This window comes from Methylibium sp. (genome assembly GCF_965279545.1).
Lineage (GTDB): Bacteria > Pseudomonadota > Gammaproteobacteria > Burkholderiales > Burkholderiaceae_C > Methylibium.
The window spans coordinates 766,831-791,313 of the sequence record NZ_OZ257250.1; the positions used below are offsets into that span (position 1 = coordinate 766,831).

A 24,483-nucleotide genomic window follows, 5' to 3' on the forward strand; every position below is an offset into this window, starting at 1 on the left:
ATTCGGATTGAGATGCCGGATTGACAGCAGAACGTCAGCTTGGGGAGGGTTTCTCGCCTGAATCGATGCGTCGGCGCGACGGTGTGAGGGGCGCGGCGCGGCCGATCGGTTCCATCCATGGCCCGGCACCCGCCTGTCAGCATGAACGGCCCACGGCCTCCTTGTCGTCGACGGTGCGGATTCGGATGCCGGATTGCGAGCAGATGAGGGCAGCGAAGCCCGTCGCGTGCTGGATAATGACTTGACATTTAATGCATAGACAATTAATGTCTAGGTATCAACTGCCTGTGCATGACATGAGTCCAGATTCCCCAGTACCGAAGCCCGCCGACTTCTATCGAGGCGAGGACTACAAGGTGGCCGACAGCGTGGGCTACCTGATCAAGCGCGTGATGCTCAGCTTGACGCAGATGCTCGACCGCGAACTGGCCGATCACGGCCTGAGCGATGCGCAGTGGAAGCCGCTGCTGATGCTGGCGCAGGGCCGGGCGTCGACCGTGGCAGAGATGGCGCGCGAATGCGGCAGCGACCCGGGCGCGATGACGCGCCTGCTGGACCGGCTCGAAGCCAAAGGCCTGATCAAGCGCGTGCGGTCCGATGAGGACCGCCGCGTGGTCAATCTGGAGATCACCGCTGCCGGCCGCGAGTCGGTGGCCGAAGTGCCAGCCGTGCTCGCCAGCGTGGCCAATGCGCACCTCGCCGGTTTCACGCGCGAGGAATGGAAGACGCTGCAGGGACTGTTGCGCCGCATGGCCGACAACGCCGACCTGCTGCGTGGCCAGTGAGGTCGCGGAGTCCCCGGTCGTTTCCTTTTTCTTGAATCGATGCTCGTCATGTCGAACCGTTTGCTCCGTCCTTTGAGTCTTCTGGCCGCAGCCCTGGTCGTGGCCGGCTGTGCCAGCACGCAGGGCATCGCGCCGCAGGCGCAGGTGCTGGCGCCGTCCTCGCTCGGCGTGCAGGACGCTGCGGTCGCGGCGCCGCTTGCCCCCGACTGGTGGCTGGGCTATGGCGACGCCGCCCTCGATGCCCTGGTGGCCCGGGCGCTGGCCGACAGCCCGGACCTGAAGCTGGCGCAAGCGCGCATCGCACAGGCGCAGGCGGCCACCGGATTGGCCGAGGCCGCGCGCCTGCCGCGGCTCGACGGCAGTGCCGACGCGACACGCCAGCGCTACACCGAAAACGGCCTCTACCCGCCGCCGCTGGCCGGCTCCACGCGCAGCAGTGCGACGCTGCAGCTCGAAGCCAGCTGGGAGCTCGACCTGTTCGGCAAGCAACGTGCGGCGCTCGACGCGGCCATCGGCAACGCCCGCGCCGCCCAGGCCGACGCGCAGGCCGCGCGCACGCTGCTCGCTGCCAACGTGGTGCGCGGCTATGTGGAGCTGGCGCGGCTGGTCGAGCAGAAGACGGTCGCCGAGCGTGCACTCGCGCAGCGGCAGGACACGCTGGCGCTGGTGCGCCAGCGCACCCAGGCCGGCATCGACACGCAGGTCGAACTGCGCCAGGCCGAAGGGTCGGTGCCCGACACGCGGCAGCAGATCGAATCACTGAACGAACAGATCGCCCTGGCGCGTCACGCGCTGGCCGCGCTCACCGTGCAGGCGCCGGACGCGCTCGACGCGCTGGCGCCGGCGTTGTCGCCGTGGCGGCTCACGACCTTGCCCGCGGTCATCCCGGGCGACCTGCTCGCCCGCCGCCCCGACATCGCCGCCTCGCGCTGGCGCGTCGAGGCCGCCGCCAAGGAGATCGATGTCGCGAAGGCCGGGTTCTATCCCAGCGTCAACCTCGTCGCCTTTGCCGGCGTCTCCGCGATCGGCCTGGACCGCCTGTTCGAAGCCGGCAGCGCTCAGGCCGGCATCGGCCCGGCGATCCGCCTGCCGATCTTCGACGCCGGCCGCCTGCGGTCGAACCTGCGCGGTCGCGCGGCCGAGGTCGATGCGGCCGTGGAGGCCTACAACGCCGGTGTGCTCGACGCGGTGCGTGAGGTGGCCGACCGGATCGCCTCGCTGCAATCCGTCGAGCGCCAGGCGCACGAGCAGCGCGAAGCGCAGGACGCGGCCGAGTCGGCCTACGACCTGGCCACGCAGCGCTACAGGGCGGGGCTGGGCAGCTACCTGACCGTCCTCACGGCCGAGACCTCGGTGCTGAGCCAGCGACGCCAGGCCACCGACCTGAAGGCCCGGGCCCTCGAAACGCAGGTCGCCCTGATCCGGGCGCTCGGCGGCGGCTACCAGCCCGGCGCCTTGCCGCGCGGCGATGTGGCCGCGCTGGCCGCCGCCGCACCGAGCGCGCGCTGAACCCCATCCGATTGCGGAGTCTTCCATGAGCGAAACCCAAGTTCCTGCCACTGCTGCGAAGCCGCAGCGCAAGAAGCTGATGCTGGCGTTGGCCGGCATCTTCGTCGTCGCTGGTGCCGGCTACGGCGCCTACTGGTTCGTGCACGGCCGTCATCTCGAGTCGACCGACAACGCCTACGTGCAGGGCAACGTGGTGCAGATCACGCCGCAGGTCGGCGGCACGGTGCTCGCGATCAATGCCGAGGACACCGACTTCGTGAAGGCTGGCCAGCCGCTGGTGCGGCTGGACCCGGCCGACGCGCAGGTCGCGCTCGACCAGGCCGAGGCGCAGCTGGCACAGACGGTGCGTGAAGTGCGCACGCTGTTCGCCAACAATGCCACCTTCGGTGCGCAGATCGCCCTGCGCGAGGCCGACGTGCTGCGTGCCCAGGCCGATGTCGCCAAGGCGCAGGACGACGTGAACCGGCGCGCGCCGCTGGTCGCCACCGGGGCGGTCGGCAAGGAAGAATTCGAGCACAGCACCACTGCATTGAAGGCAGCGCAGAGCGTGCTGGCGGCGGCCAGGTCGGCCGCGCTGTCGGCGCGTGAGCAACTGGCGTCGAACCAGTCGCTGACCGAAGGCACCAGCGTCGAGCAGCACCCGAGCGTGCAGCGCGCCGCGGCGCGCGTGCGCGAGGTCCACCTGTCGCTGCGGCGCGCCGACCTGCCGGCACCGGTCGACGGCTACGTCGCCAAGCGCAGCGTCCAGGTCGGACAGCGGGTGCAGGCCGGCTCGCCGCTGATGTCGGTGGTGCCGCTGGACCAGGTGTGGGTCGACGCGAACTTCAAGGAAGTGCAGCTGCAGCGCATGCGCATCGGCCAGCCGGTCACGCTGCATGCCGACCTGTACGGCAAGGACATCGAATACCACGGCAAGATCGCCGGCCTGGGCGCCGGCACCGGCGCGGCCTTCAGCCTGCTGCCCGCGCAGAACGCGACCGGCAACTGGATCAAGGTCGTGCAGCGCGTGCCGGTGCGGGTTGCGCTCGACGTGGCCGAGCTGAAGGCCCATCCCTTGCGCGTCGGCCTGTCGATGCAGGCCGAGGTCGACGTGCGTGAGCAGGGCGGCAAGACGCTGGCCGACGCGCCGCGACAGGACACCGTGACCAGCACGCAGGTGTTCGACGTGACCGACGACGATGCCGGCGCGGATGTGCGGCGGATCATCGACGCCAACCTCGGCCGCGGTATCCGCACGGCGCAGCCACCGGCCGGACCGAAGACCGGTGGCATGCCCCCGGTGCACGCGGCACTCGTCGCAGCGCGGCCGGCCTTGCCGCTGAACTGATGCTGCCGAAGCGCGGCCGGCCTTTCACCTGGAGCTGAAATGTCTTCCGTAGCAGGCCCGCGTTCCCTCGGCGCGGATGCGCCGGCGGCCCGGCCCGCGCCAGCGGCCGAACACCTGCCGCTGAGCGGTGGCGCCCTGGTGCTCGGCACCATCGCGCTGTCGCTCGCGACCTTCATGAACGTGCTCGACACGTCGATCGCCAACGTGTCCATTCCGGCCATCGCCGGTGACCTGGGCGTGAGCCCGAGCCAGGGCACCTGGGTCATCACGAGCTTCGGCGTCGCGAACGCGGTTTCGGTGCCGCTGACCGGTTGGCTGACGCAGCGCTTCGGCCAGGTGCGCCTGTTCACCGCGAGCGTGTTGCTGTTCGTGCTGGCGTCGTGGCTGTGTGGCCTGGCACCGAGCATCGAGGCGCTGATCGCCTGTCGCGTGTTGCAGGGCGCCGTGGCGGGCCCGATGATTCCGCTGTCGCAGACGCTGCTGCTGGGCAGCTACCCGAAGGCCAAGGCCGGCATGGCGCTCGCCATGTGGTCGGTCACCACGCTCGTGGCGCCGGTCATGGGGCCGCTGCTCGGCGGCTGGATCACCGACAACTTCAGCTGGCCGTGGATCTTCTACATCAACATCCCGGTCGGCCTGGCGACGGCGGCGGCCACCTGGGCGCTGTACGCGAAGCGCGAGTCGACGACGCGCAAGCTGCCGATCGATGCCGTGGGCCTGGGCCTGCTGCTGCTGTGGGTCGGCTCGCTGCAGGTGATGCTCGACAAGGGCAAGGAGCTCGACTGGTTTGCCAGTGGGCAGGTCGTGGCGCTGGCGGCGGCGGCGGTGATCGGCCTGGCCTTCTTCATTGCCTGGGAGCTGACCGAAGAGCACCCGATCGTCGACCTCACGCTCTTCAAGCGGCGCAACTTCTGGACCGGCGCGCTGGCGCTGAGCCTGGGCTACGGGCTGTTCTTCGGCAACGTCGTGCTGCTGCCGCTGTGGCTGCAGCAGTACATGGGCTACACGGCGACTGCCGCCGGCTGGGTGCTCGCGCCGGTGGGCGTGCTGGCGATCCTGCTGTCGCCGCTGGTCGGCAAGAACGTCGGCCGCATCGACCCGCGCCTCTTCGCGACCGTGTCCTTCCTGGTGTTCGCGCTCGTGCTGTGGATGCGCGGGCACTTCAACACCCAGGCCGACGCGTTCACGATCATCGTGCCCACCATCGTGCAGGGGGTGGCGATGGCCTGTTTCTTCATCCCGCTGGTGTCGCTCACGCTGTCGGGCCTGCCGCCGGAGCGCATGCCGGCCGCCTCGGGGCTGAGCAACTTCGTGCGCATCACCGCCGGCTCGTTCGGCACCTCGATCGCGACCACGCTGTGGGAAGACCGCGCGGCAATGCACCATGCGCACCTGGCCGAGCAGATTTCGACCGGCAGCGACGCCACTACCGACGCGCTGGCGAAGCTGGGAGTCGCCGGCCTGAGCCCGGAGCAGGGTCTCGCCTACATCAACCGCCTGATCGACCAGCAGGCCTTCATGCTGAGCGCCAACGACGTGTTCCTCGCCTCGGCGCTGGTCTTCGTGCTGCTGATCGGCGTGGTGTGGCTCGCGCGGCCCGTCAGGGGCGGTGCCGCGGCCGATGCGAGCGGTGCGCACTGACTGTCGCCGATGCCGCTCCGCCGCCGTGCACCTGGTGCCGAGCAGGGGGCGTGCCGGCATGCCCACAGGGTCGCGACGCCACGACCCGCCGCGTACACTTCGCGCGCCTACCTGCCCGTAGCTCAACTGGATAGAGCACCAGCCTTCTAAGCTGGGGGTTACAGGTTCGATTCCTGTCGGGCAGGCCAGTAAGGAATCGATCACCACGGCGACCAAGGGCATGCACCTGCACCCACCCTGTTCGCCGTCACCGAGGAGTGACGCATGAGCTTGCATGCCACAGCGCTCCAGCCCTCTGCCGCCGCGGCGGACTTCGCTCTGCGCACGGCATGGCGCCGCAGATTCCAGGCGGTGCGCGGCAGCTCGGTGCAGCTGGCCGCGCCGCTGTCGGCCGAGGACCAGTGCGTGCAGTCGATGCCCGACGCCAGTCCGACGAAGTGGCACCTCGCGCACACCAGCTGGTTCTTCGAGACCGTCGTGCTGCAGGCGCACCAGCCCGGCTACCACGTGCACGATGAAGGCTACGCGTTCCTGTTCAACTCCTACTACGAGTCGCTCGGCCCGCGCCACCCGCGCGCGCAGCGCGGTCTGCTCACCAGGCCGTCGTCCGAGGAGGTGCTGCAGTACCGGCGACACGTCGACGAGGCGATGATCGGCTTCATGCGGTCCGCCGAGCCGGCCGCGTGGTCGACCGCGCTGCCGCTGATCGCGCTCGGCCTGCAGCACGAGCAACAGCATCAGGAGCTGATGCTGACCGACGTGAAGCACCTGCTGTCGCTCAACCCCTTGCGGCCTGTCTATCGGCGCGCGCCGCAGCAAGACGAGGGGGCCGCGTTCGCAGCGCGCCGCCCGCACCCGCGGGCGGTGTGTGCCGCGCCGCTGCGCTGGCTGGAGCGGCCCGACGGCGTCGTGCAGATCGGCGCCACGGCCGAGCAGCCGTTTGCCTTCGACAACGAAACGCCGCGCCATCGCGTGCTGTTGCGGGCCCACCAACTGGCCAGCCGGCCGGTGAGCGGTGGCGAGTTCCTCGACTTCGTCCGTGACGGCGGCTACCGCCGGCCCGAACTCTGGCTGAGCGACGGCTGGGCCGCCGTGCAGCAGCAGGGCTGGGACGCACCGCTGTACTGGATCGAGAGCGGTGCGCCGCTGCCGCAGGTGTTCACGCTGCACGGGCCGCAGCCGCTGGCGCTGGACGAACCGGTGTGTCACCTGAGCTTCTACGAAGCGGCGGCCTACGCCGCCTGGGCCGGGGCACGCTTGCCGACCGAGTTCGAGTGGGAGGCCGCGGCGGCCGAGGGCGTGCTGGGCGGCGTCGGCGAGGTGTGGGAGTGGACCCGCTCGTCCTACGACCCCTACCCGGGCTTCCGGCCGCTGGCCGGCGCGGTGGCCGAGTACAACGGCAAGTTCATGGTCGGTCAGCTGGTGCTGCGTGGCGGCAGCTGCGCCACGCCGAGCGGGCACGCGCGGCCGAGCTACCGCAACTTCTTCGCGCCGGGGGCGCGCTGGCAGTTCTCGGGCCTGCGACTGGCGAAGGACATCGAATGACGATGCAACCGCTGCGCACCACGCCCGACGCCCAGCTGCCGCAGGCTGCCGACGCTGGCCTGCCGCCGCCGGTGGTCGACGGCGATTTCGCCCGCGAGCTGCTGGCCGGGCTGGCGCGCCGGCCGCGCAGCATCGCGCCCAAGTTCTTCTACGACCGCGCGGGCTCGGCGCTGTTCGACCGCATCTGCGAACTGCCCGAGTACTACCCGACGCGCACCGAGCTGGCCCTGATGCGCGAGCGGGCCGGCGAGATGGCCGAGTGCATCGGCCCGGACGCCGAGATCGTGGAGTTCGGCGCCGGCTCGAGCCGCAAGATCCGTGTGCTGCTCGACGCCCTGCAGCGGCCGCGCCGCTTCGTGCCGATCGACATCTCGGCCGAGCACTTGCATGCCGCGGCCGACGCGCTGCGCGCCGATCATCCGGGGCTGGACGTGCGGCCGATCGCCGCCGACTTCACGCGCGCCTTCGAGCTGCCGGCGCGCTCGGCCACGGGCGGGCGGCGCGTGGGCTTCTTCCCGGGCTCGTCGATCGGCAATTTCACCCCCGACGAGGCGCTGGACTTCCTGCGCCGCACGGCCGCCCTGCTGCGCGGCGGCGGCCTGCTGATCGGCGTCGACCTCGTCAAGGATCCGGCGCTGCTGCACGCCGCCTACAACGACGCGGCCGGCGTGACCGCGGCCTTCAACCTCAACCTGCTGGCGCGTGCCAACCGCGAACTCGGTGCGAACTTCGACCTCGCGCAGTTCGCGCACCACGCCTTCTACCAGCCGACGCTGCAGCGCATCGAGATGCACCTGGTGAGCCGGCGCGTGCAGCAGGTGCGGGTCTGCGGCCATGGGTTCGAGTTCGCCGAGGGCGACACGCTGCACACCGAGAATTCGCACAAGTTCAGCGTCGCGGGCTTTCGCGAACTGGCCGAGCGCGCCGGCTACCTGCCGCGGGCGGTATGGTGCGATCCGCAGCGGCTGTTCAGCATCCATTGGCTGGCGCTGCCGGCCTGAACCAGGAGACCCGATGAAGGCAGAGTGGAACGGCGTGGTCGTCGCCGAGAGCGACGACACCGTGGTGATCGAGGGCAACCACTACTTTCCCGAGAGCGCGCTCAAGCGCGAGTACGTGGTGGGCAGCAACCACCACACCATGTGCTCGTGGAAGGGCGAGGCGAGCTACTACTCGCTGCTGGTCGACGGCGACCTGAACCCGGACGCCGTCTGGTACTACGCCGACCCGAAGGAGGCTGCGGCCGAGATCAAGGGCCGGGTCGCGTTCTGGAAGGGTGTGCGGGTCTCGTAGTGCCGCGCCGCGTTCAGCGCCCGCCCGCCGGTCGCGGCGGTACGGTCTTCAGGTAGAGGTAGAGCGCGGCGAGGTCGGTGTCGTTCATGCGGGCGAGCGATGCGAAGGGCATCACCGGACTCACGGCGCTGCCATCCGGGCGGCGACCGCTGCGCATCATCAGCGCGAACTGCGGCGCATCGGCATAGCGAGTCAGCGCGCTGCCGTCGCCGGGCGTGAGGTTGGCCGCCGCCGGCCAGTCCGGCGGCGCGCCGGGGATCTTCCCGCCGGAGAGCTGGCTGCCGTGGCAGCCGAGGCACATGTTGGCGACATAGCTGCCGTGCGCCACGCTCACGTCCTCGGGCACCGGCTGCGACGGTGCCCGCAGGTGGTCGATCTTCTCGGCCGCGTCCTGGATCACGCCGGCTGCGTACAGCAGCTTGACGAGGATCGGCATCCGCACGAGCGCCGGCTCGCCCGCGGCCGGCGGCAACTGCTGCAGGTAGGCCATCAGGGCCGCGACATCATCGTCGGTCAGGCGGTTGTAGTCCTCGCTGGGCATCACCAGCAGCGGCCTGCCGTCGGGCCGCACGCCATGGCGGATGCTGCGTTCCCAGTCGGCGGGGCTGTAGGCGGCGACCACGTGAGCGCCGCCCGGGCTGATGTCGGCGCCCCTGACGAAGAAGCCGGTCTTCGCGTCGTCGATGACGACGCGGCCGCCGGCGTTGTCGCCATGGCAATCGGCACAGCCGCGCGAGGCGTACAGGTAGTGGCCTCGCTCGATGGCCGCCGGATCGTTCTTCGCGGCCAGCGGGTAAGGCGGCAGGTCGATGCGGCGCTGGGCCTTGCGGTCGGCGTACCAGGTGCCGGCCCACGCCGCCACGGCGGCCAGACCCAGCAGCACGGCGGCGCCGAGGGCAGTGCGTCGAATCCATCGCTTCATCGTTGCCTCCCCGGGGCGGTTGTCACTGCAGATTCAGGTGCTTCGGCGCAGCCGCGGCACAGGCAGGCCGTGCCGCGCTGGGCCGGCGGCAGCGATGCCAGCGTCGCGGGATCGATCCGGACCCGGCGGCACCAGCAGTCCACGTCGAAACTGCCGACCGCGGCGACCGCGCAGGCGTTCGGGCCGCCACAGACGGGGCAGTCCACGGTCCGCAGCGGCGCCGTGCTCAGGCCGCCGCGACGGGGATCTTGCCGATCTTCGCTTGCCATTCGGCAGGTCCGGTCTGGTGCACCGAGGTGCCGGTCGCGTCGACGGCCACGGTCACCGGCATGTCCTTGACGTCGAACTCGTAGATCGCCTCCATCCCGAGGTCGGCGAAGCCGACCACCTTGGCCTGCTTGATGGCCTTCGCGACCAGGTAGGCGGCGCCACCCACCGCCATCAGGTAGGCGCTCCGGTGCTTCCTGATCGCCTCGATGCCGGCCGGTCCGCGCTCGGCCTTGCCGATCATGCCGATCAGACCGGTCTGCGCCAGCATCATCTCGGTGAACTTGTCCATCCGCGTGGCGGTGGTCGGGCCGGCGGGGCCGACCACCTCGTCGCGCACCGGGTCGACCGGGCCGACGTAGTAGATGACGCGGTCGGTGAAATCCACCGGCAGCTTCTCGCCCTTGGCCAGCATGTCCTGGATGCGCTTGTGCGCGGCGTCGCGGCCGGTGAGCATCTTGCCGTTCAGCAGCAGGGTGTCGCCCGGCTTCCAGCTCGCGACCTCTTCGCGCGTCAGGGTATCGAGGTTCACCGACTTGCTCTTGTTGTAGTCGGGCGCCCATTTCACGTCGGGCCACAGGTCGAGGCTGGGCGGCTCGAGGTAGGCCGGGCCCGAGCCGTCGAGCACGAAGTGCCCATGGCGCGTCGCGGCGCAGTTCGGGATCATCGCGACCGGCTTGCTCGCCGCGTGCGTGGGGAACATCGAGATCTTGACGTCCAGCACAGTGGTCAGGCCGCCCAGGCCCTGGGCCCCGATGCCCAGCGCGTTGATCTTGTCGCACAGCTCGATGCGCAGTTCCTCGAGCTTGCTCTGCGGGCCGCGGGCCTTCAACTCGTACATGTCGATGTCGCCCATCAGCGACTCCTTGGCCATCAGCATCGCCTTCTCGGCCGAGCCGCCGATGCCGATGCCCAGCATGCCCGGCGGGCACCAGCCGGCGCCCATGGTCGGCACCGTCTTCAGCACCCAGTCGACCAGGCTGTCGCTGGGGTTGAGCATGACGAACTTGCTCTTGTTCTCGGAACCGCCCCCCTTGGCGGCCACCTGCACGTCGACCGTGTTGCCCGGCACCACGGTCATGTGCACGACCGCCGGGGTGTTGTCCTTGGTGTTCTTGCGCTCGAAATGCGGGTCGGCCACGATGCTGGCGCGCAACACGTTGTCCGGGTTCAGGTAGCCACGGCGCACGCCTTCGTTGACGGCGTCCTCGATCGAGCCGCTGAAGCCCTCGAAGCGCACATCCATGCCGATCTTCAGGAACACGTTGACGATGCCGGTGTCCTGGCAGATCGGGCGGTGGCCCTCGGCGCACATCTTCGAGTTGGTCAGGATCTGTGCGATTGCATCCTTCGCCGCCGGGCTCCGCTCCTGCTCGTAGGCGCGCGCGAGGTGGGAGATGTAGTCGGCCGGGTGGTAGTAGCTGATGTACTGCAGCGCGGCGGCGATGCTGTCAACGAGATCGGCGTGTCGGATCGTGGTCATGGGGTTATCCCGTGAAAGGGGCGGTGCTGCGGAACAATGCATGCAGGCGCCGGGCCTGCGCCTCGAGGCTGCAGCGGCAAGGCAAGTGCTCGAGTTTACTGAACCAGGGGAGGGTCACGTGCTCGGCAGCATCCGCCATTTCATCAAGTCCGAGTCGGCCGGCGGCGTGGTGCTGGCGGTCGCGGCGCTGCTGGCGCTGGGGGTCAGCAACTCGCCGTGGGCTGCGGCCTACCAGCGCTTCGTGCAGTTGCCCGGCGAGCTGCGCGTCGGCGAGTCGCTGGTGCTCGCCAAGCCGCTGCTGCTGTGGGTCAACGACCTGTGGATGGCGGTGTTCTTCTTCCTGGTCGGCCTGGAGATCAAGCGCGAGCTGCTGGCGGGTGAACTGGCGACGATGCGCCGGGCCTTGCTGCCGGCTGGTGCCGCACTCGGCGGCATGGTCGCGCCGGCGCTGATCTACGCCGCCATCAACCTCGGCGACCCGGTCGCGCTGCGCGGCTGGGCCATCCCCGCTGCCACCGACATCGCGTTCGCGCTCGGCATCCTGATGCTGCTGGGCTCGCGCGTGCCGACCTCGCTGAAGGTGTTCCTGACCGCGGTGGCGATCATCGACGACCTCGGCGCGATCGTCGTGATCGCGCTGTTCTACACCGCCAGCCTGTCGCTGCCGATGCTGGCTGCCGCGCTGGCCGGCATCGCGCTGCTGTTCGTGCTGAACCGTTGCCGCGTGATGAGCATCGGGCCGTATGCGATCGTCGGTCTGATCGTCTGGGTCTGCGTGCTGAAGTCGGGTGTGCACGCCACGCTGGCCGGCGTGGCGACCGCTTTCGCGATCCCGCTGCGCCGCCCCGGTGGCGGCTCGCCGCTGGAGAGCGCCGAGCACGCCTTGCACCCCTGGGTCGCGTTCATGGTCCTGCCGGTGTTCGCCTTCGTCAACGCGGGCGTGGCGCTCGACGGCGTGACGTTCGCGACGCTGACGCAGACGGTGCCGCTGGGCATCGCCGCCGGCCTGGTGCTGGGCAAGGCGATCGGTGTGTTCGGCACCTCGTGGCTGCTGGTGAAGCTGGCGGGTGCCGAGTTGCCGGGGGGTGCCAGCCGCGCCCAGTTTTTCGGCGTGTGCCTGCTGTGCGGCGTGGGCTTCACGATGAGCCTGTTCATTGGCGCGCTGGCGTTCGACGGCCAGGGTGCGTCGTACGAAACGCAGCTCAAGATCGGCGTGCTGGCCGGCTCGCTGGTCGCCGGCGTGCTCGGCACGCTGGTGCTGCTGAGGGCTTGCGCCCGGTCCTGAGTCGACCGCCGCCGACCCTTTCGAGCGCAGGCGCCCGGTGCTTCGCGCGGGCACGGCCCGCCGTTCATCGGGTTTCAGTGATCGGCGTGCGCCGCGGGGGTCATCAGCCGGTCGGTGAACGCAATGGCCATGGCCGACAGCAGGAAGGTGATGTGGATCGCCGTTTGCGCGATCAGCACGCGGTCGGTGTAGTTGTCCGCATTGATGAAGGTTTTCAGCAAGTGGATCGAACTGATGCCGATGATCGCCGTGGCGAGCTTGACCTTGAGCACCGAGGCATTCACGTGGCTGAGCCACTCCGGCTGGTCGGGATGGCCCTCGAGGTTCATGCGGGACACGAAGGTCTCGTAGCCCCCGACGATCACCATGATCAGCAGGTTGCTGATCATCACCACGTCGATCAGCGCCAGCACGACGAGCATGATCACCGTCTCGTTGAGGGTCGTGATCGGCGCGTCGGTCCTGTAGCCGATGCTGGTCACGAGCTTCTGCAGTGCGTCGGCATGGCCGAACGCCGCCTCGATCAGGTGCACCAGCTCGACCCAGAAGTGGTAAACGTAGACGACCTGCGCCAGGATCAGCCCCAGATAGAGCGGCAGTTGCAGCCAGCGGCTGGCAAAGATCAGGTTGGGCAGGGCGGGGAGCTTGGTTTTTATCGGGTCGGGGGCGGACATGGGGTGGGAACGAAGAAAGACGGTCCCGATTCTATTGAACAGCGCTGCGCATCGCTCCGTGGGAGCGTGCCCGCATGAAGCAATCGCTCGGGGCTAGCCGCAATGGTCAAGGCCTGCCGGTCCGCGCTACATTGCCAGGATCGCGAGTAAGGGCATCGTAAGAGCCTGTGCCTATGGTGCCGACCGACAACTACGCCTTCAGGAGACAAACATGAGCACGCAGGAATCCCCTATCTACGCCCCGCCGGCCGCGCTGGCCGCTGCGGCCCATGTGTCGGGCATGGCCGCCTACGACAGGCTGGTGGCCGAGGCGCAGGCTGACTACGAGGGCTTTTGGGCCCGTCTCGCGCGCGAACTGGTGAGCTGGAAGACGCCGTTCACCAAGGTGCTGAACGACAGCGACGCACCGTTCTTCAAGTGGTTCGAAGACGGCACGCTGAACGTTTCTTACAACTGCCTCGACCGCAACATCGAGCGCGGCTTGGGCGACAAGACGGCGATCATCTTCGAGGCCGACGGTGGCGAGGTCACGCGAGCCAGCTACAGCCAACTGCTCGCACAGACCTGCCAGCTCGCCAACGCGCTGCGCGCCCAGGGCGTGAAGAAGGGCGATCGCGTCGTCATCTACATGTCGATGTCGATCGACGGCGTGGTGGCGATGCAGGCCTGCGCCCGCATCGGCGCGACGCACTCGGTCGTGTTCGGCGGCTTCTCGGCGCAAAGCCTGCGCGACCGCATCCAGGACACCGGCGCGGTGCTGGTGCTGACGGCCGATCAGCAGGTGCGCGGCGGCAAGCACCTGCCGCTCAAGGCCATCGTCGACGAGGCGCTGGCGCTCGGCGGCTGCGAAAGCGTCAGGCACGTCGTGGTGACCAAGCGCACTGGTGGCAACGTGGCCTTCAGCGCGCCGCGCGACGTGTGGATGAGCGACTTCGTCCAGGGCCAGCCCACGAGCTGCGAGCCGGAGTGGGTGGGTGCCGAGCATCCGCTGTTCCTGCTCTACACCTCGGGTTCGACCGGCAAGCCCAAGGGCGTGCAGCACTCGACCGGCGGCTACCTGCTGCACGCGGCGCTGACCACCAAGTGGACCTTCGACCTGAAGCCCGACGACGTGTTCTGGTGCACGGCCGATATCGGCTGGGTCACCGGCCACACCTACATCACCTACGGTCCGCTGGCGCTGGGCGGCACCGAGATCGTGTTCGAGGGCGTGCCGACCTATCCGGACGCCGGTCGCTTCTGGAAGATGATCCAGGACCACAAAGTCAGCATTTTCTACACCGCGCCGACGGCGATTCGTTCGCTGATCAAGGCCGCCGAAGGCACGGCCGCGGCGCACCCGAGGAACTACGACCTCACGAGCCTGCGCATCCTCGGCTCGGTGGGTGAGCCGATCAACCCGGCCGCCTGGGAGTGGTACCACTTGCACATCGGCGGCGGGCGCTGCCCGATCGTCGACACCTTCTGGCAGACCGAGACCGGCGGCCACATGATCACGCCGCTGCCGGGCGCCACGCCGCTGGTGCCGGGTTCGTGCACGCTGCCGTTCCCCGGCATCATGGCCGCGATCGTCGACGAGACCGGCAAGGACGTGCCGAACGGCCAGGGCGGCATCCTGGTCGTCAAGAAGCCGTGGCCGAGCATGATCCGCACGATCTGGGGTGACCCCGAGCGCTACAAGAAGAGCTACTACCCGGAAGACTTCCAGGGCAAGTACTACCTCGCGGGCGACGGCGCGATCCGCGACGAGAAAACCGGCTACTTCACGATCACCGGCCGCATCGACGACGTGCTCAACGTATCGGGCCATCGCATGGGCACGATGGAGATCGAATCGGCCCTGGTGTCGCACACCGAGCTGGTGGCCGAGGCGGCGGTGGTCGGCCGTCCGGACGACACCACCGGCGAGGCGATTTGCGCCTTCGTGGTCTTGAAGCGTGCCCGCCCCACCGGCGAGGAGGCGAAGAAGATCGCCGCCGAGCTGCGCAACTGGGTGGGCAAGGAGATCGGCCCGATCGCCAAGCCCAAGGACATCCGCTTCGGCGACAACCTGCCCAAGACCCGCTCCGGCAAGATCATGCGGCGGCTGCTGCGCTCGATCGCCAAGGGCGAAGCCATCACGCAGGACACCTCGACGTTGGAGAATCCGGCCATCCTCGAGCAGTTGGCGCAGACCAACTGAATCGAGGGCCCGAAGGGCGCGGCGCGTCAGCGTCGTGGCCGGATCGGGGAACACTCATGTCGCGCAGCGACGTGGGGTGGTCACCAGAATCCGGCCATCCTCGAGCAGTTGTCGCAGACCAACTGAGTCTGTCGGCCAGGCAATGAAAAAGGGCCCCGCATGCGGGGCCCTTTTTTCTCGTGGTTGCTGGCGCGACGCGCCGGAATCACTTCAATCCGAGAACCCAGGTCACCAGTTCCTTGGCTTCGGCCTCGCTGACCTGGGTATTGGCCGGCATCGGGATCTGACCGAAGGAGCCCGAGCCGCCCTTGAGGACCTTGGTGGTCAGCTTGGCCACGGCGTCCTTGTCCCCGGCGTACTTGGCAGCGACTGACTTGAAGGCCGGGCCGAGCACCTTCTGGTCGATCGAATGGCAGGCCATGCAGTTCTTCTTTTGTGCCAGATCGGCATTGGCGAAGGCGGGCGCGGCGCTCAGGGCGCCAACGACCACACACATCATCACTTTCCGGTTCATCGCGGGTCTCCTTGCTATGTCATGGCTGGGGTAAAGTGCAAAACGCATTGTACGGGGGCAAGGTTGACCCGCGTGCGCTGCGCCGGTATCGGCCGGGTGGGGGAGGGTGCGATGTGGTTCGTGGTTCTGGGAGTTCTGCTGACAGCGCTGAAACTGCTCGACATCGGTGCCGTCGGGGTGTGGTCGTGGTGGGTGGTGCTGGCGCCGTTTCCGCTGGCCGCGGTCTGGTGGGCCTGGGCCGACATGTCGGGCTACACCAAGCGCAAGGAAATGGAAAAGATGGACGAGCGCAAGGTCGCTCGCCGTCGCAAGAACATGGCGGCGCTGGGGATCGATCCCCGTGCATTCGAGAAGAAGAAGGCGGCCGCCTTCAAGGCTTCGCAGTTGAGGCAGACGGACAAGATCGAAGGCCGGCGCGAGGCTCAGCGCAAGAAGGCGCGCGACTCCATCCTCAACAGCCGTTTCGACAGCCAGAGCACCAGTCGTGTCGACGGCGAACCGGATACCAAGCGTTAGCCGCTGAATGACGCCATGGGTGTATCCCCCTGATGGCACCCTCTCTGAAAAGCTGGTTCCAGGGGTTCAGGAGGCTAAATTCTGACAGCGCCAGCGCGCTACACAGGAGCATGGATGTCCTACTGTCTGCCCCTGCCGTCCCTTGTCTTGTTCCTGGACTTTGATGGCGTGCTCCAGGCTCCCGCTCTCGATGACTGGCGAGAGATGGCGCTCTGCGATGAGCTCCAAGCATTGCTTGACGAGCTTCCGCAGCTCGCGCTGGTTGTCGCCTCCACCCATCGAGACGGCCGCAATCTGGTCGGCATTCAGCGGCTGCTGCCACCCCGGATAGCCCAGCGAGTTATTGGTGCCACACCCGTCACACCTCGGGGTCGCGCACTTGGTGGCCGTCCTCTGGTCTTCGCGCACTGCGAGCAGCACGGACTCTCGGTTCCGCCGGCCAAGGTGAGCCGAGGCAAGGGAGCCAAGAAGTGACGGAAGGACTCGCAGCGGGAGCACCACAGGTACTCGATTTGCTCAACTACATCGAGCAAGTCGAGAAGTTGAAAACCAAGCCGGCCTTCTCGGTCCCGAGCGAGTTCTTCGTGGCTTATCAGCACGAACTCAAGGGCCTGCCGGAGTTGCAGTTCAACTTGCAGGTCGAGGGCGACGACGTCTGGCTGCGCCTTCCCCGGCTGCAAGAGATTGCCGCGCCGGAGCCGGATGAAGTCCTAAGACCTTGGGTGACGGTCCCGAAGAGCCCCGAGAAGACACCTGAACTCAAGAGCGAAATCATCATCCTCGAAGGCAAGCGCGAAGTCGCGCGCGAGCGCATCGAAGACTACCCCGAAGTCCGCGAGTTCTTCGACTGGTACGTGGAGTACCAGTGGGAGCCTTGGGCCGCGGCGGAGTGGCCGCGCCGCAAGACCATTGCCCGCTACAGCCAGCTCTTCTCCCTGCAGCAGGCCATTTCGTCAGAGGGCGCCGAAACGCCGCTTGAATTGGCTTGGGGCATTGGCTATGCGTCTTGGAAAAAGGAAGGCTTCGCCACTCCGGTCAAGTACCCGCTGCTGGTCCAGCCCTGCGAGGTCACGCTCAACGAAAAGACCTTCGACCTCGAGGTTCGCCCGCGCGACGTCGAGCCTCGGCTGGAGGCTGACTGCTACGCCGAGATGGAACTGCCCGGCGTGCGCCAGCTGGAAGCGTTCTGGCGCAGCGCACTGGCCACCGGCGCAAATCGAGTCAACCCATTCGAGTCATCGACCTTTGATGGCACGTTGAAGTCCGCCGTCGGGCACCTGGACCCTTCAGGCGCATATGAGGTGCGCACCGACGACGTGACGCCACCGGTGCCGAGCGACAAACTCAAGATTACGAACACCTGGGTGCTCTTCGGGCGCAAGCGCTCGGGCGACATCTTCCTGGAGGACATCAGGCGCCTCAAAAAGAAGGTCGAGGAAGCGACTTCGCTGCCGAGCGTCATCCGCAGCTTCGTCGAGCACGGTGACTCGACAGTCCGCGTCCGGCCGGAGCAGCCGTTCCGAGGCCTGTCGACCAGCGATGGCGGGTCGAATGCCATGGAGCTGTTCTTCCCGATGGCCTACAACGACGAGCAGGTCTCCATCGTCCAGAAGCTGCACGCCAACGACGGTGTGGTCGTACAGGGGCCACCGGGCACCGGTAAGACCCACACGATTGCCAATGTCATCTGCCACTACCTGGCCCAAGGCAAGCGCGTGCTGGTCACTGCCAAGGGCGAGTCCGCCCTGGCGGTACTCCAGGAGAAACTGCCTGAAGGCGTTCGCCCGCTGAGCGTTGCGTTGCTGTCCGATGAGCGCGACGGCATGAAGCAGTTCGAGCACGCCATACAAACAATTGCGTCCAGCGTTGCGTCCATCAACCCAACGCGGGCCACTGCCAACATCGCTGCAGCGGAGGAGAAGCTCAACCAGCTCCACGCCAAAATTTCGCACGTCGACCGAACGGTCTCGGCCTACGCGAGCAAGCACATGCAGAAGTGCCAGTTCCAGGACCGCGAAGTGCTGCCCGAGGAGATGGCGAAGCTTGTGCTCCAGGACGCACAGGCCCACGAGTGGTTCGATGACGAGCCGCCTGCTACTAAGGGCGGCGTGCTCCCTTTCGACGATGCGGCCATTGCCTCGCTCAGGCACGCCCGCATGGTGGTGGGTGCGGACCTGGGATACCTGGGCTGCTCGCTGCCGGCGGTAGACGCCTTCCCGGTGTGGGCGGACCTGCTGGGCTTGCACCGCGACCTCGTCAAAGCGAAGTCCATCGAGGCCAGTGTCACCCAAGGCGACATCCTCGCGCTCGTGGACTCCAGACTGGAGACCTTCGAGAAGGCTCAGGCGCTGGTGCAGTTCCTGGGGGGCCGCATGGCGTTGAAGGCCAAGCTGGCGGGTATGCGTCAGCCCGGGCTGGACACACTGGCCAAACGGTTCGCCGACATGCAGCCTGGCGACCCCGTGCTGCAGGCGCTGTTGGCCGTTGTCGCCGACGTGCGCAAGCTGGAGCGCCAACGACGGGAGCTCGTGGCCAAGGCCGTGAATGTCCCGGCTGACGCCGAGCTCAACGAGGACCTCACTGACGCGCTGACCCGCCTGGTCGGAGGCAAGAGTGCATTCGCGCTCCCGTTCGGCAAGGGCGATGCCCGCAAGCTCATCGCTGCGGCAACCGTCACGGGTGCCGCACCTTCGACCAAGGGCGACTGGGGGCTCGTGCAAGAGACCCTCGGCTGGCGCACCGAGGCCCGAAAGGTCCTGGCTCGCTGGAACTCGCTGTCGGCCGAGTTCGGTCTGGCCGCACCGGACCCCGGCGTTGAAGCCGGCGTCAAGAAGGTCGCGCTGTGGCAATCCGGCATCGAGGACGTCCGGCTGCTGACTTTCGACTTTGACGCGAAGCTTCATTCCCGCCTCGAGGAGGTCTTCGGCAAGCGCACCGCCGACCGGATGTGGGACGGCGGCGAGACGTTCGTGGCCACCGCGTACTCAAGCCTGCAGGCGCATGTCGACAAGGGTCGCCTGGCCTACGCGATGAAGCGGGTCCAGGAACTGGTCCGAAAACTCGAAGGCCATAGGGGCGGCATCGTCGACCAGTTGCGCACGTTCCTGACCGAGTCGCTCGGTCGGCCCGCGGCGGACGAGGCCGAGCTGCAGGCAAAGTGGCTGGCCCTGCAAGCCGAACTGTCACGGCTCACGGCATTGCTCCCTTCGCTCCAGGAAATCTACCGTGTGACCGCCGCAATCGAAGCGGCTGGGGCTTCGAAGTGGGCCAAGCGTCTGCGCACCCAGGCAGCCTCTGCCGACACGGACTCCATCACGCCGGCGAACTGGCTGGATGCGTGGAACTGGCGGCAGGCCGTCATGTTCCTGGATGCCATCGACGGCCACCACAAGGTGCGCGAGCTGTTCGAGGAACGCAAGGCATTGACGACGGCGCTGGCTCGCACCTATCAGGAGCTCGTCGCAGAGAAAACGTGGCTGGGCGTGTTTCACAACTCCCCGGACTCTGTGCGTCAGGCACTACAGGCCTACCTGAACGCTGTACAAGCGATGGGCGCTGGTACTGGCGTACGTGCCGTCCGTCACCGCAAGAGCGCACGCGACGCGATGGTGCGGGCGTACCAGGCCGTGCCCTGTTGGGTGCTGCCCCAGTGGCGCGTCTCCGAGACCATCCCGCCCGACGTTGGGTTGTTCGACCTTGTAGTCATCGACGAGGCATCGCAGTCCGACATCTGGGCGCTTCCGGCCTTGTTGCGTGGCAAGAAGGTCCTGGTAGTCGGCGACCACAAGCAGGTGTCCCCATCGGCTGTGGGCACTGCCGAGGAAAAAATCAAGGAGCTCGTCGGCCGGTTCCTGACTAACCAGCCGCACGGCTCCGAGATGACGCCTGACAAGTCCATCTACGACTTGGCACGCGTTGTCTTTGCCGGCAACTCGGTGATGCTCAAGGAGCATTTCCGCTGCGTGCCAGCTATCATTGAGTTCTCGAATCGCGAGTTCTACCAAGGGGACATCCGACCCCTGCGTGTGCCCAAGGCCAACGAGCGCCTAGACCCGCCGTTGGTCGATGTGTTCGTCAAAGGCGGGTACCGCAAGGGTGATGTGAACGACCCTGAGGCCAAGGCCATCGTCGACGAAATCGAGAGCATCCTGGCTGACCCGCTGTTCGAGGGGCGGAGCATCGGCGTTGTGACCCTGCTCGGGACTTCCCAAGCGGCGCTCATCCACGAGATGGTGAGCGAGCGGATTTCACCCATCGACATCGTGGCACGCAAGATTGCGATTGGCCCGCCGCCGGTTTTCCAGGGCCGCGAGCGCGACATCATGCTGGTGTCGATGGTCCTCGGGCCTGGCGACCGCTCGGCTGCTAACCGTGCCGACATGCACCAACGTTTCAACGTCGCGCTGTCCCGTGCCCGGGACCGCATGTACCTGTTCCGCTCGGTTGGCGAGACTGAGTTCAAAGAGGACTCGCTCAACGGCAAGGTCATCAGCCACTTCAAGCAGCCGTTCCGTCAAGACGCCAAGAAGGTGCATGCCCTGCGCGAGAGGTGCGAGTCGGGCTTCGAGTTCGAAATGTTCGACGAGTTGGTCAAGCGCGGCTTCCGCGTGGAGCCGCAAGTTCCCTGCGGCGGCTACCGCATCGACTTCGTCGTTGAAGGCAACGAGGGCCGCCGTCTCGCCATTGAGTGCGACGGCGACCGCTTCCACGGCCCAGGTCAATGGCAGGACGACATGGTGCGCCAGCGAGTGCTTGAACGGGCGGGCTGGACGTTTTGGCGTTGCTTCGCGTCGAGCTTTGTCCGTCGGCGTGAGGCTGTGTTGGCCGACCTCATGCAAACGCTGCAGAAGTTGGGTATCGAACCCCTTGGCGCGGAGTCAGTCGACAACACCGTGTGGGTTCACTACAAGGAAGTTGACCCCTACGACGTGGAAGCCGACGAAGAGCAGGAGGCCGCGTAACCATGCCTCGTCCTTTGATGCAGCATGGGGTTGGACAGCTTGAGGAGATGTGCGCCAAAGGGAAGTCCGACCTGAAGGTGCTCAAGCAACTTGAGCACGAGCTCCAGTACCGCCAGGTCCCCAGGGCGGTCGCACTGCTGGCGGAAGTGCAAGCGGCGATGTACGGGAGCACCTCAGCTGCGCCACCCGCCGCCGTGCCGACGCCGCCTCGAGCGCCAGCACCTGTTTCGCAGCAGCCCGACCTGTGGGGGCGCTCTGCCACCCAGCCCGTCGTCTCTGCGCCTACCTCGGTACGAACGGTCGCTCCCGCTGTCAAACCGCCGGAGTCCCCGCCGGCGACCAAGCCGGCAAGCTCGACCCCGGCCGTGCCGCTGGGCGACGCCTACAAGATCCTGAAGGCATCGCTAGGCGCCACATGGGAGTCCCTTGAGCAAACGCGACGCACGCTCGTGCAGCAGTCTCATCCCTCGCGGTGGAAGACGCTGAGCACAGAGAAGTGTGCGCAGGCGTTGGCGGAGGCCAAGCGGGTTAATGCGGCGTATGCCGCGCTGTCGCAGGCTCGCTGCGGCGGACGCTAGCCGCTCACGTGCATTGCACGTATGAGCGCGTGGCGTCAGCGCTACGTGCGCGGTGAGGGGGTCTCACCCCGTCCGTTTGAAACGGTCACCCCCCTGAAAACCCGCGCCAATGCTTGCTCTCCGGCGATTTGTGTGCCAACAGGGGAATAACACCCGACGCCATCGAAAAGGGCGACCTGAGGGTCGCCCTTTTCGATTCGCCGAACGCGCAAGCGAGGCCGGTTTACTCGAAGCGGTCCAATACCGCACCGCTGCTGGCGCTCGACGCGTTCTTCGCGAACTTGGCCAGCACGCCGCGCGTGCAGCGCGGCGCCGGCGTCTTCCAGGCTGCGCGGCGCTTCGCGAGCTCCTCGGCGCCGACGTTCAGCTGCAGCGTCAGCGTGTGGGCGTCGATCGTGATCGAGTCGCCTTCCTGCACCAGCGCGATGGTGCCGCCGGCCGCAGCCTCGGGCGCGACGTGGCCGACCACCATGCCCCAGGTGCCGCCGGAGAAGCGGCCGTCGGTGATCAGGCCGACCGACTCGCCCAGGCCCTGGCCGATCAGTGCACCGGTCGGTGCCAGCATCTCCGGCATGCCCGGGCCGCCCATCGGGCCGAGGTAGCGCAGCACCATCACGTCGCCGGCGTGGATCTGCTTGGCCATGATAGCGGCGAGCGCCGACTGCTCGTCGTCGAAGACACGTGCCGGGCCGGTCATGCTGGGGTTCTTCAGGCCGGTGATCTTGGCGACCGCGCCCTCGGGCGACAGGTTGCCTTTCAGGATCGCGAGATGACCTTGCTGGTACATCGGGTTCGCGATCGGGCGGATCACGTCCTGGTCGGCCCGCGGCACGTCGGGAATTGCAGCCAGGTTCTCGGTCACGGTCTTGCCGGTGATCGTGATGCAGTCGCCGTGGATCAGGCCGGCGTTCAGCAGGACCTTCATCACCTGCGGAATGCCGCCGGCGCGGTGCAGGTCGATCGCGAGGTAGCGCCCGCTGGGCTTGAGGTCGCACAGCACCGGCACCTTGCGGCGCACACGCTCGAAGTCGTCGATCGTCCAGTCGACGCCGGCGGCGTGCGCAATGGCCAGGAAGTGCAGCACCGCGTTGGTCGAGCCGCCGGTGGCCATGATCACCGCGACCGCGTTCTCGATGCTCTTGCGCGTGACGATGTCGCGCGGCTTCAGGTTGGCCTTCACGGCGTCCACCAGCACGCGTGCGGCTTCCCGGGTGTGCTCGACGATCGGGTCCTCGACGTTGGCCATCGTCGACGCGAACGGCAGGCTCATGCCCAGCGCCTCGAAGGCCGAGCTCATGGTGTTCGCCGTGTACATGCCACCGCAGGAGCCGCTGCCGGGAATGGCGCGGCGTTCGATCTGGCAGAAGTCCTCCTCGCTCATGTTGCCCGCGGTGAACTGGCCGACGGCCTCGAACACGCTGACGATGTTGAGGTCCTGGCCCTTGTACTTGCCCGGCAGGATGGTGCCTCCGTAGACGTAGATCGCCGGCACGTTGGCGCGCAGCATGCCCATCATGCCGCCGGGCATGTTCTTGTCGCAGCCGCCGACGACCAGCACGCCGTCCATCCATTGGCCGCCGACGCAGGTCTCGACGCAGTCGGCGATGACCTCGCGCGAGACCAGCGAGTACTTCATGCCCTCGGTGCCCATCGCCATGCCGTCGCTGATGGTCGGCGTGCCGAAGATCTGCGCGTTGCCGCCGGCGGCTTCGATGCCGGCGACGGCCGCGTCGGCGAGCTTTTGCAGGCCGGAGTTGCAGGGCGTGATCGTCGAGTGGCCGTTGGCCACGCCGATCATCGGCTTCTTGAAGTCGGCTTCCTGGTAGCCCATCGCGTAGTACATCGAGCGGTTGGGCGCTCGCGCCACGCCTTCGGTGATGTTCTTCGAACGGCGGTTGATGCTCATGACGGCTGGCTCCTCGGGCTGGCGGATGGGGTGCGGCGCCGAGTATCGACCTTGCCCCATCGACGCGTCCAATATATGTTGGATGCATGATTGATATGCTGTATAGATGAGTGACGACATCATCGACGTGCGGGTCTGGCGCCAGTTCCTGGCGGTGGCGGAACTGCTGCACTTCGGCCGCGCAGCGCAGCGGCTGCACATGACGCAGCCGCCGCTGACGATGGCGATCCAGCAGCTCGAGCGGCGTTTCGGACTGCCGCTGTTCGTGCGCAGCCGCCGTGCGGTGGCGCTCACGCCGGCCGGTGCGGCGCTGGTGCTGCCGGTGCGGCAGTGGCTGGCCCAGGGTGAGGCCCTGTCGTCGCTGGCGCGTGCCGCCGGGCAGGGCGATGTGGGGCGGCTGCGCCTGGGCTTCGTATCGACGCTGGGCTTCGGGCCCTTGCCCGACTGGCTGCGCGGTTTTCGCGAGCGTCACCCGCGCATCGAGGTCGAACTGCGCGAGGTCACCACCGACGTGCAGCTGGAAGCCTTCGCGCAGGGCGAGCTCGATGCCGGGTTCATGCTGCACGCCAGTGCCATCGGTCCCGGCCTGGAGGATGCAGGGCTGGAGGCGCTGCGCGTCGTCGAGGAGCCGCTGGTGCTGGCGCTGCCCGAGGCGCACCCGCTGGCAACGGCCGCGCGGCTGTCGCTGGCGGCACTGTTGGCTCAGCCGCTGGTGATCTTTCCGAGGGCGATCGCGCCGTCACTGTTCGACGCGGTGCTCGCCTGCTACCACCGCCACGGCGCTGCGCCGCGGATCGCGCAGGAGGCGATCCAGATGCAGACCATCGTCAACCTGGTCTCGGCCGGCCTGGGAGTGGCCTGGGTGCCCGAGGTGGTGACGAAGCTGCAGCGCAGCGGCGTGGTGTACCGCGCGCTGCCACCGTCGCTGGCCACGGGGGCGCCGCGCTGCGAGACCAGCCTGGTGTGGCGCCGCGAGCCTTCGGCCGTGGTCGAGCGCTTCGTCGAGTTCATCCGCGCCGCACAGCCGCCGCGGCGGCGCAGCCCGCGCACGCGCAGCGGTTGAAGCACCACGGTGCTGCGGTATCGTGCCGGCCT

At 67.7% G+C, this 24,483-nt stretch carries 19 protein-coding genes, 1 tRNA gene and 1 pseudogene; 15 read left to right on the forward strand and 6 right to left on the reverse strand.

Translation table 11 applies throughout. The features are described from left to right. Positions 1-296 precede the first annotated feature (296 nt). From ACQY9S_RS03635 to ACQY9S_RS03670, 8 genes are all read left to right on the forward strand, one after another. Entirely contained in the window at positions 297-785 is a 489-nt protein-coding gene (locus ACQY9S_RS03635; RefSeq protein WP_428423206.1) for a MarR family winged helix-turn-helix transcriptional regulator, read from the forward strand. Between the two features lie 39 nt (positions 786-824). After that, positions 825-2,294 (forward strand): efflux transporter outer membrane subunit, encoded by a 1,470-nt coding sequence (locus tag ACQY9S_RS03640; protein ID WP_428423207.1) that lies wholly within the window; start codon positions 825-827, stop codon positions 2,292-2,294. A gap of 25 nt (positions 2,295-2,319) precedes the next feature. After that, positions 2,320-3,621: an HlyD family efflux transporter periplasmic adaptor subunit gene (locus ACQY9S_RS03645; RefSeq protein WP_428423208.1), complete on the forward strand. Its 1,302-nt coding sequence runs from the start codon at positions 2,320-2,322 to the stop codon at positions 3,619-3,621. A gap of 39 nt (positions 3,622-3,660) precedes the next feature. After that, on the forward strand, positions 3,661-5,262 hold the full coding sequence (locus ACQY9S_RS03650) for a DHA2 family efflux MFS transporter permease subunit (RefSeq protein ID WP_428423209.1): 1,602 nt from the start codon (positions 3,661-3,663) through the stop codon (positions 5,260-5,262). Positions 5,263-5,373: 111 nt separating this feature from the next. Beyond that, positions 5,374-5,450, forward strand: a tRNA-Arg gene (locus ACQY9S_RS03655). Between the two features lie 76 nt (positions 5,451-5,526). Further along, positions 5,527-6,807, forward strand: coding sequence for an ergothioneine biosynthesis protein EgtB (egtB, locus tag ACQY9S_RS03660; protein WP_428423210.1), 1,281 nt, complete (start codon positions 5,527-5,529; stop codon positions 6,805-6,807). A gap of 35 nt (positions 6,808-6,842) precedes the next feature. Next, positions 6,843-7,808 carry an L-histidine N(alpha)-methyltransferase gene (gene egtD / locus ACQY9S_RS03665; RefSeq protein WP_428425573.1) on the forward strand — a complete coding sequence of 322 codons (966 nt, stop codon included), beginning with the start codon at positions 6,843-6,845 and terminating at the stop codon, positions 7,806-7,808. A 13-nt stretch (positions 7,809-7,821) separates the two neighbouring features. Then, positions 7,822-8,100 (forward strand): DUF427 domain-containing protein, encoded by a 279-nt coding sequence (locus ACQY9S_RS03670; protein ID WP_428423211.1) that lies wholly within the window; start codon positions 7,822-7,824, stop codon positions 8,098-8,100. A gap of 13 nt (positions 8,101-8,113) precedes the next feature. Here the strand turns inward: ACQY9S_RS03670 and ACQY9S_RS03675 are convergent, their stop codons facing one another. The 3 genes from ACQY9S_RS03675 to ACQY9S_RS03685 are packed head-to-tail and all read right to left on the reverse strand — an operon-like array spanning position 8,114 to position 10,772. Further along, on the reverse strand, positions 8,114-9,022 hold the full coding sequence (locus ACQY9S_RS03675) for a c-type cytochrome (RefSeq protein ID WP_428423212.1): 909 nt from the start codon (positions 9,020-9,022) through the stop codon (positions 8,114-8,116). Beyond that, positions 9,019-9,291: a cysteine-rich CWC family protein gene (locus tag ACQY9S_RS03680; protein WP_428423213.1), complete on the reverse strand. Its 273-nt coding sequence runs from the start codon at positions 9,289-9,291 to the stop codon at positions 9,019-9,021. The genes ACQY9S_RS03675 and ACQY9S_RS03680 overlap by 4 nt, the downstream gene beginning before the upstream one ends. Continuing rightward, positions 9,249-10,772, reverse strand: coding sequence for a fumarate hydratase (locus tag ACQY9S_RS03685; protein ID WP_428423214.1), 1,524 nt, complete (start codon positions 10,770-10,772; stop codon positions 9,249-9,251). The genes ACQY9S_RS03680 and ACQY9S_RS03685 overlap by 43 nt, the downstream gene beginning before the upstream one ends. A gap of 118 nt (positions 10,773-10,890) precedes the next feature. Here ACQY9S_RS03685 and nhaA point away from each other — a divergent pair, with 118 nt between their 5' ends. Then, positions 10,891-12,057 carry a Na+/H+ antiporter NhaA gene (gene nhaA, locus ACQY9S_RS03690; protein WP_428423215.1) on the forward strand — a complete coding sequence of 389 codons (1,167 nt, stop codon included), beginning with the start codon at positions 10,891-10,893 and terminating at the stop codon, positions 12,055-12,057. A gap of 74 nt (positions 12,058-12,131) precedes the next feature. On the opposite strand, the gene ACQY9S_RS03695 is transcribed toward nhaA, so the two are convergent. Continuing rightward, on the reverse strand, positions 12,132-12,731 hold the full coding sequence (locus ACQY9S_RS03695; protein ID WP_428423216.1) for a YqhA family protein: 600 nt from the start codon (positions 12,729-12,731) through the stop codon (positions 12,132-12,134). 211 nt (positions 12,732-12,942) lie between these two features. Here ACQY9S_RS03695 and acs point away from each other — a divergent pair, with 211 nt between their 5' ends. After that, a complete protein-coding gene (acs, locus tag ACQY9S_RS03700; protein WP_428423217.1) occupies positions 12,943-14,913 on the forward strand; it encodes an acetate--CoA ligase in 1,971 nt (656 codons plus the stop codon). A 205-nt stretch (positions 14,914-15,118) separates the two neighbouring features. Here acs and ACQY9S_RS03705 read toward each other — a convergent pair whose 3' ends face one another. Next, entirely contained in the window at positions 15,119-15,427 is a 309-nt protein-coding gene (locus tag ACQY9S_RS03705) for a c-type cytochrome (RefSeq protein ID WP_428423218.1), read from the reverse strand. A 111-nt stretch (positions 15,428-15,538) separates the two neighbouring features. Between ACQY9S_RS03705 and ACQY9S_RS03710 the strand changes: the two are divergent. From ACQY9S_RS03710 to ACQY9S_RS03725, 4 genes and pseudogenes are all read left to right on the forward strand, one after another. After that, positions 15,539-15,769: pseudogene (locus tag ACQY9S_RS03710) on the forward strand (TIGR04438 family Trp-rich protein); the annotation flags it as partial. A gap of 288 nt (positions 15,770-16,057) precedes the next feature. Then, positions 16,058-16,417 (forward strand): HAD domain-containing protein, encoded by a 360-nt coding sequence (locus ACQY9S_RS03715; RefSeq protein ID WP_428423219.1) that lies wholly within the window; start codon positions 16,058-16,060, stop codon positions 16,415-16,417. Between the two features lie 38 nt (positions 16,418-16,455). Then, on the forward strand, positions 16,456-20,904 hold the full coding sequence (locus tag ACQY9S_RS03720) for an AAA domain-containing protein (protein WP_428423220.1): 4,449 nt from the start codon (positions 16,456-16,458) through the stop codon (positions 20,902-20,904). A gap of 2 nt (positions 20,905-20,906) precedes the next feature. After that, positions 20,907-21,482, forward strand: a complete 576-nt coding sequence (locus ACQY9S_RS03725) for a hypothetical protein (protein ID WP_428423221.1) — start codon at positions 20,907-20,909, stop codon at positions 21,480-21,482. A 223-nt stretch (positions 21,483-21,705) separates the two neighbouring features. Here the strand turns inward: ACQY9S_RS03725 and ilvD are convergent, their stop codons facing one another. After that, positions 21,706-23,388 carry a dihydroxy-acid dehydratase gene (gene ilvD, locus ACQY9S_RS03730; RefSeq protein ID WP_428423222.1) on the reverse strand — a complete coding sequence of 561 codons (1,683 nt, stop codon included), beginning with the start codon at positions 23,386-23,388 and terminating at the stop codon, positions 21,706-21,708. A gap of 106 nt (positions 23,389-23,494) precedes the next feature. Here ilvD and ACQY9S_RS03735 point away from each other — a divergent pair, with 106 nt between their 5' ends. Next, the gene (locus tag ACQY9S_RS03735) at positions 23,495-24,451 is read left to right on the forward strand and encodes a LysR family transcriptional regulator (RefSeq protein WP_428423223.1); all 957 of its coding nucleotides are present in this window, start codon (positions 23,495-23,497) and stop codon (positions 24,449-24,451) included. Positions 24,452-24,483: the final 32 nt, after the last annotated feature.

What these genes read in the sequence shown, in the direction of transcription:
- ACQY9S_RS03635 (WP_428423206.1), top strand. Translation starts at nt 297, where the DNA reads ATGAGTCCAGATTCCCCAGTACCGAAGCCCGCCGACTTCTATCGAGGC.
- ACQY9S_RS03640 (WP_428423207.1), top strand. Translation starts at nt 825, where the DNA reads ATGCTCGTCATGTCGAACCGTTTGCTCCGTCCTTTGAGTCTTCTGGCC.
- ACQY9S_RS03645 (WP_428423208.1), top strand. Translation starts at nt 2,320, where the DNA reads ATGAGCGAAACCCAAGTTCCTGCCACTGCTGCGAAGCCGCAGCGCAAG.
- ACQY9S_RS03650 (WP_428423209.1), top strand. Translation starts at nt 3,661, where the DNA reads ATGTCTTCCGTAGCAGGCCCGCGTTCCCTCGGCGCGGATGCGCCGGCG.
- egtB (WP_428423210.1), top strand. Translation starts at nt 5,527, where the DNA reads ATGAGCTTGCATGCCACAGCGCTCCAGCCCTCTGCCGCCGCGGCGGAC.
- ACQY9S_RS03670 (WP_428423211.1), top strand. Translation starts at nt 7,822, where the DNA reads ATGAAGGCAGAGTGGAACGGCGTGGTCGTCGCCGAGAGCGACGACACC.
- ACQY9S_RS03675 (WP_428423212.1), bottom strand. Translation starts at nt 9,022, where the DNA reads ATGAAGCGATGGATTCGACGCACTGCCCTCGGCGCCGCCGTGCTGCTG.
- ACQY9S_RS03680 (WP_428423213.1), bottom strand. Translation starts at nt 9,291, where the DNA reads ATGGCAAGCGAAGATCGGCAAGATCCCCGTCGCGGCGGCCTGAGCACG.
- ACQY9S_RS03685 (WP_428423214.1), bottom strand. Translation starts at nt 10,772, where the DNA reads ATGACCACGATCCGACACGCCGATCTCGTTGACAGCATCGCCGCCGCG.
- ACQY9S_RS03695 (WP_428423216.1), bottom strand. Translation starts at nt 12,731, where the DNA reads ATGTCCGCCCCCGACCCGATAAAAACCAAGCTCCCCGCCCTGCCCAAC.
- acs (WP_428423217.1), top strand. Translation starts at nt 12,943, where the DNA reads ATGAGCACGCAGGAATCCCCTATCTACGCCCCGCCGGCCGCGCTGGCC.
- ACQY9S_RS03705 (WP_428423218.1), bottom strand. Translation starts at nt 15,427, where the DNA reads ATGAACCGGAAAGTGATGATGTGTGTGGTCGTTGGCGCCCTGAGCGCC.
- ACQY9S_RS03715 (WP_428423219.1), top strand. Translation starts at nt 16,058, where the DNA reads ATGTCCTACTGTCTGCCCCTGCCGTCCCTTGTCTTGTTCCTGGACTTT.
- ACQY9S_RS03725 (WP_428423221.1), top strand. Translation starts at nt 20,907, where the DNA reads ATGCCTCGTCCTTTGATGCAGCATGGGGTTGGACAGCTTGAGGAGATG.
- ilvD (WP_428423222.1), bottom strand. Translation starts at nt 23,388, where the DNA reads ATGAGCATCAACCGCCGTTCGAAGAACATCACCGAAGGCGTGGCGCGA.
- ACQY9S_RS03735 (WP_428423223.1), top strand. Translation starts at nt 23,495, where the DNA reads ATGAGTGACGACATCATCGACGTGCGGGTCTGGCGCCAGTTCCTGGCG.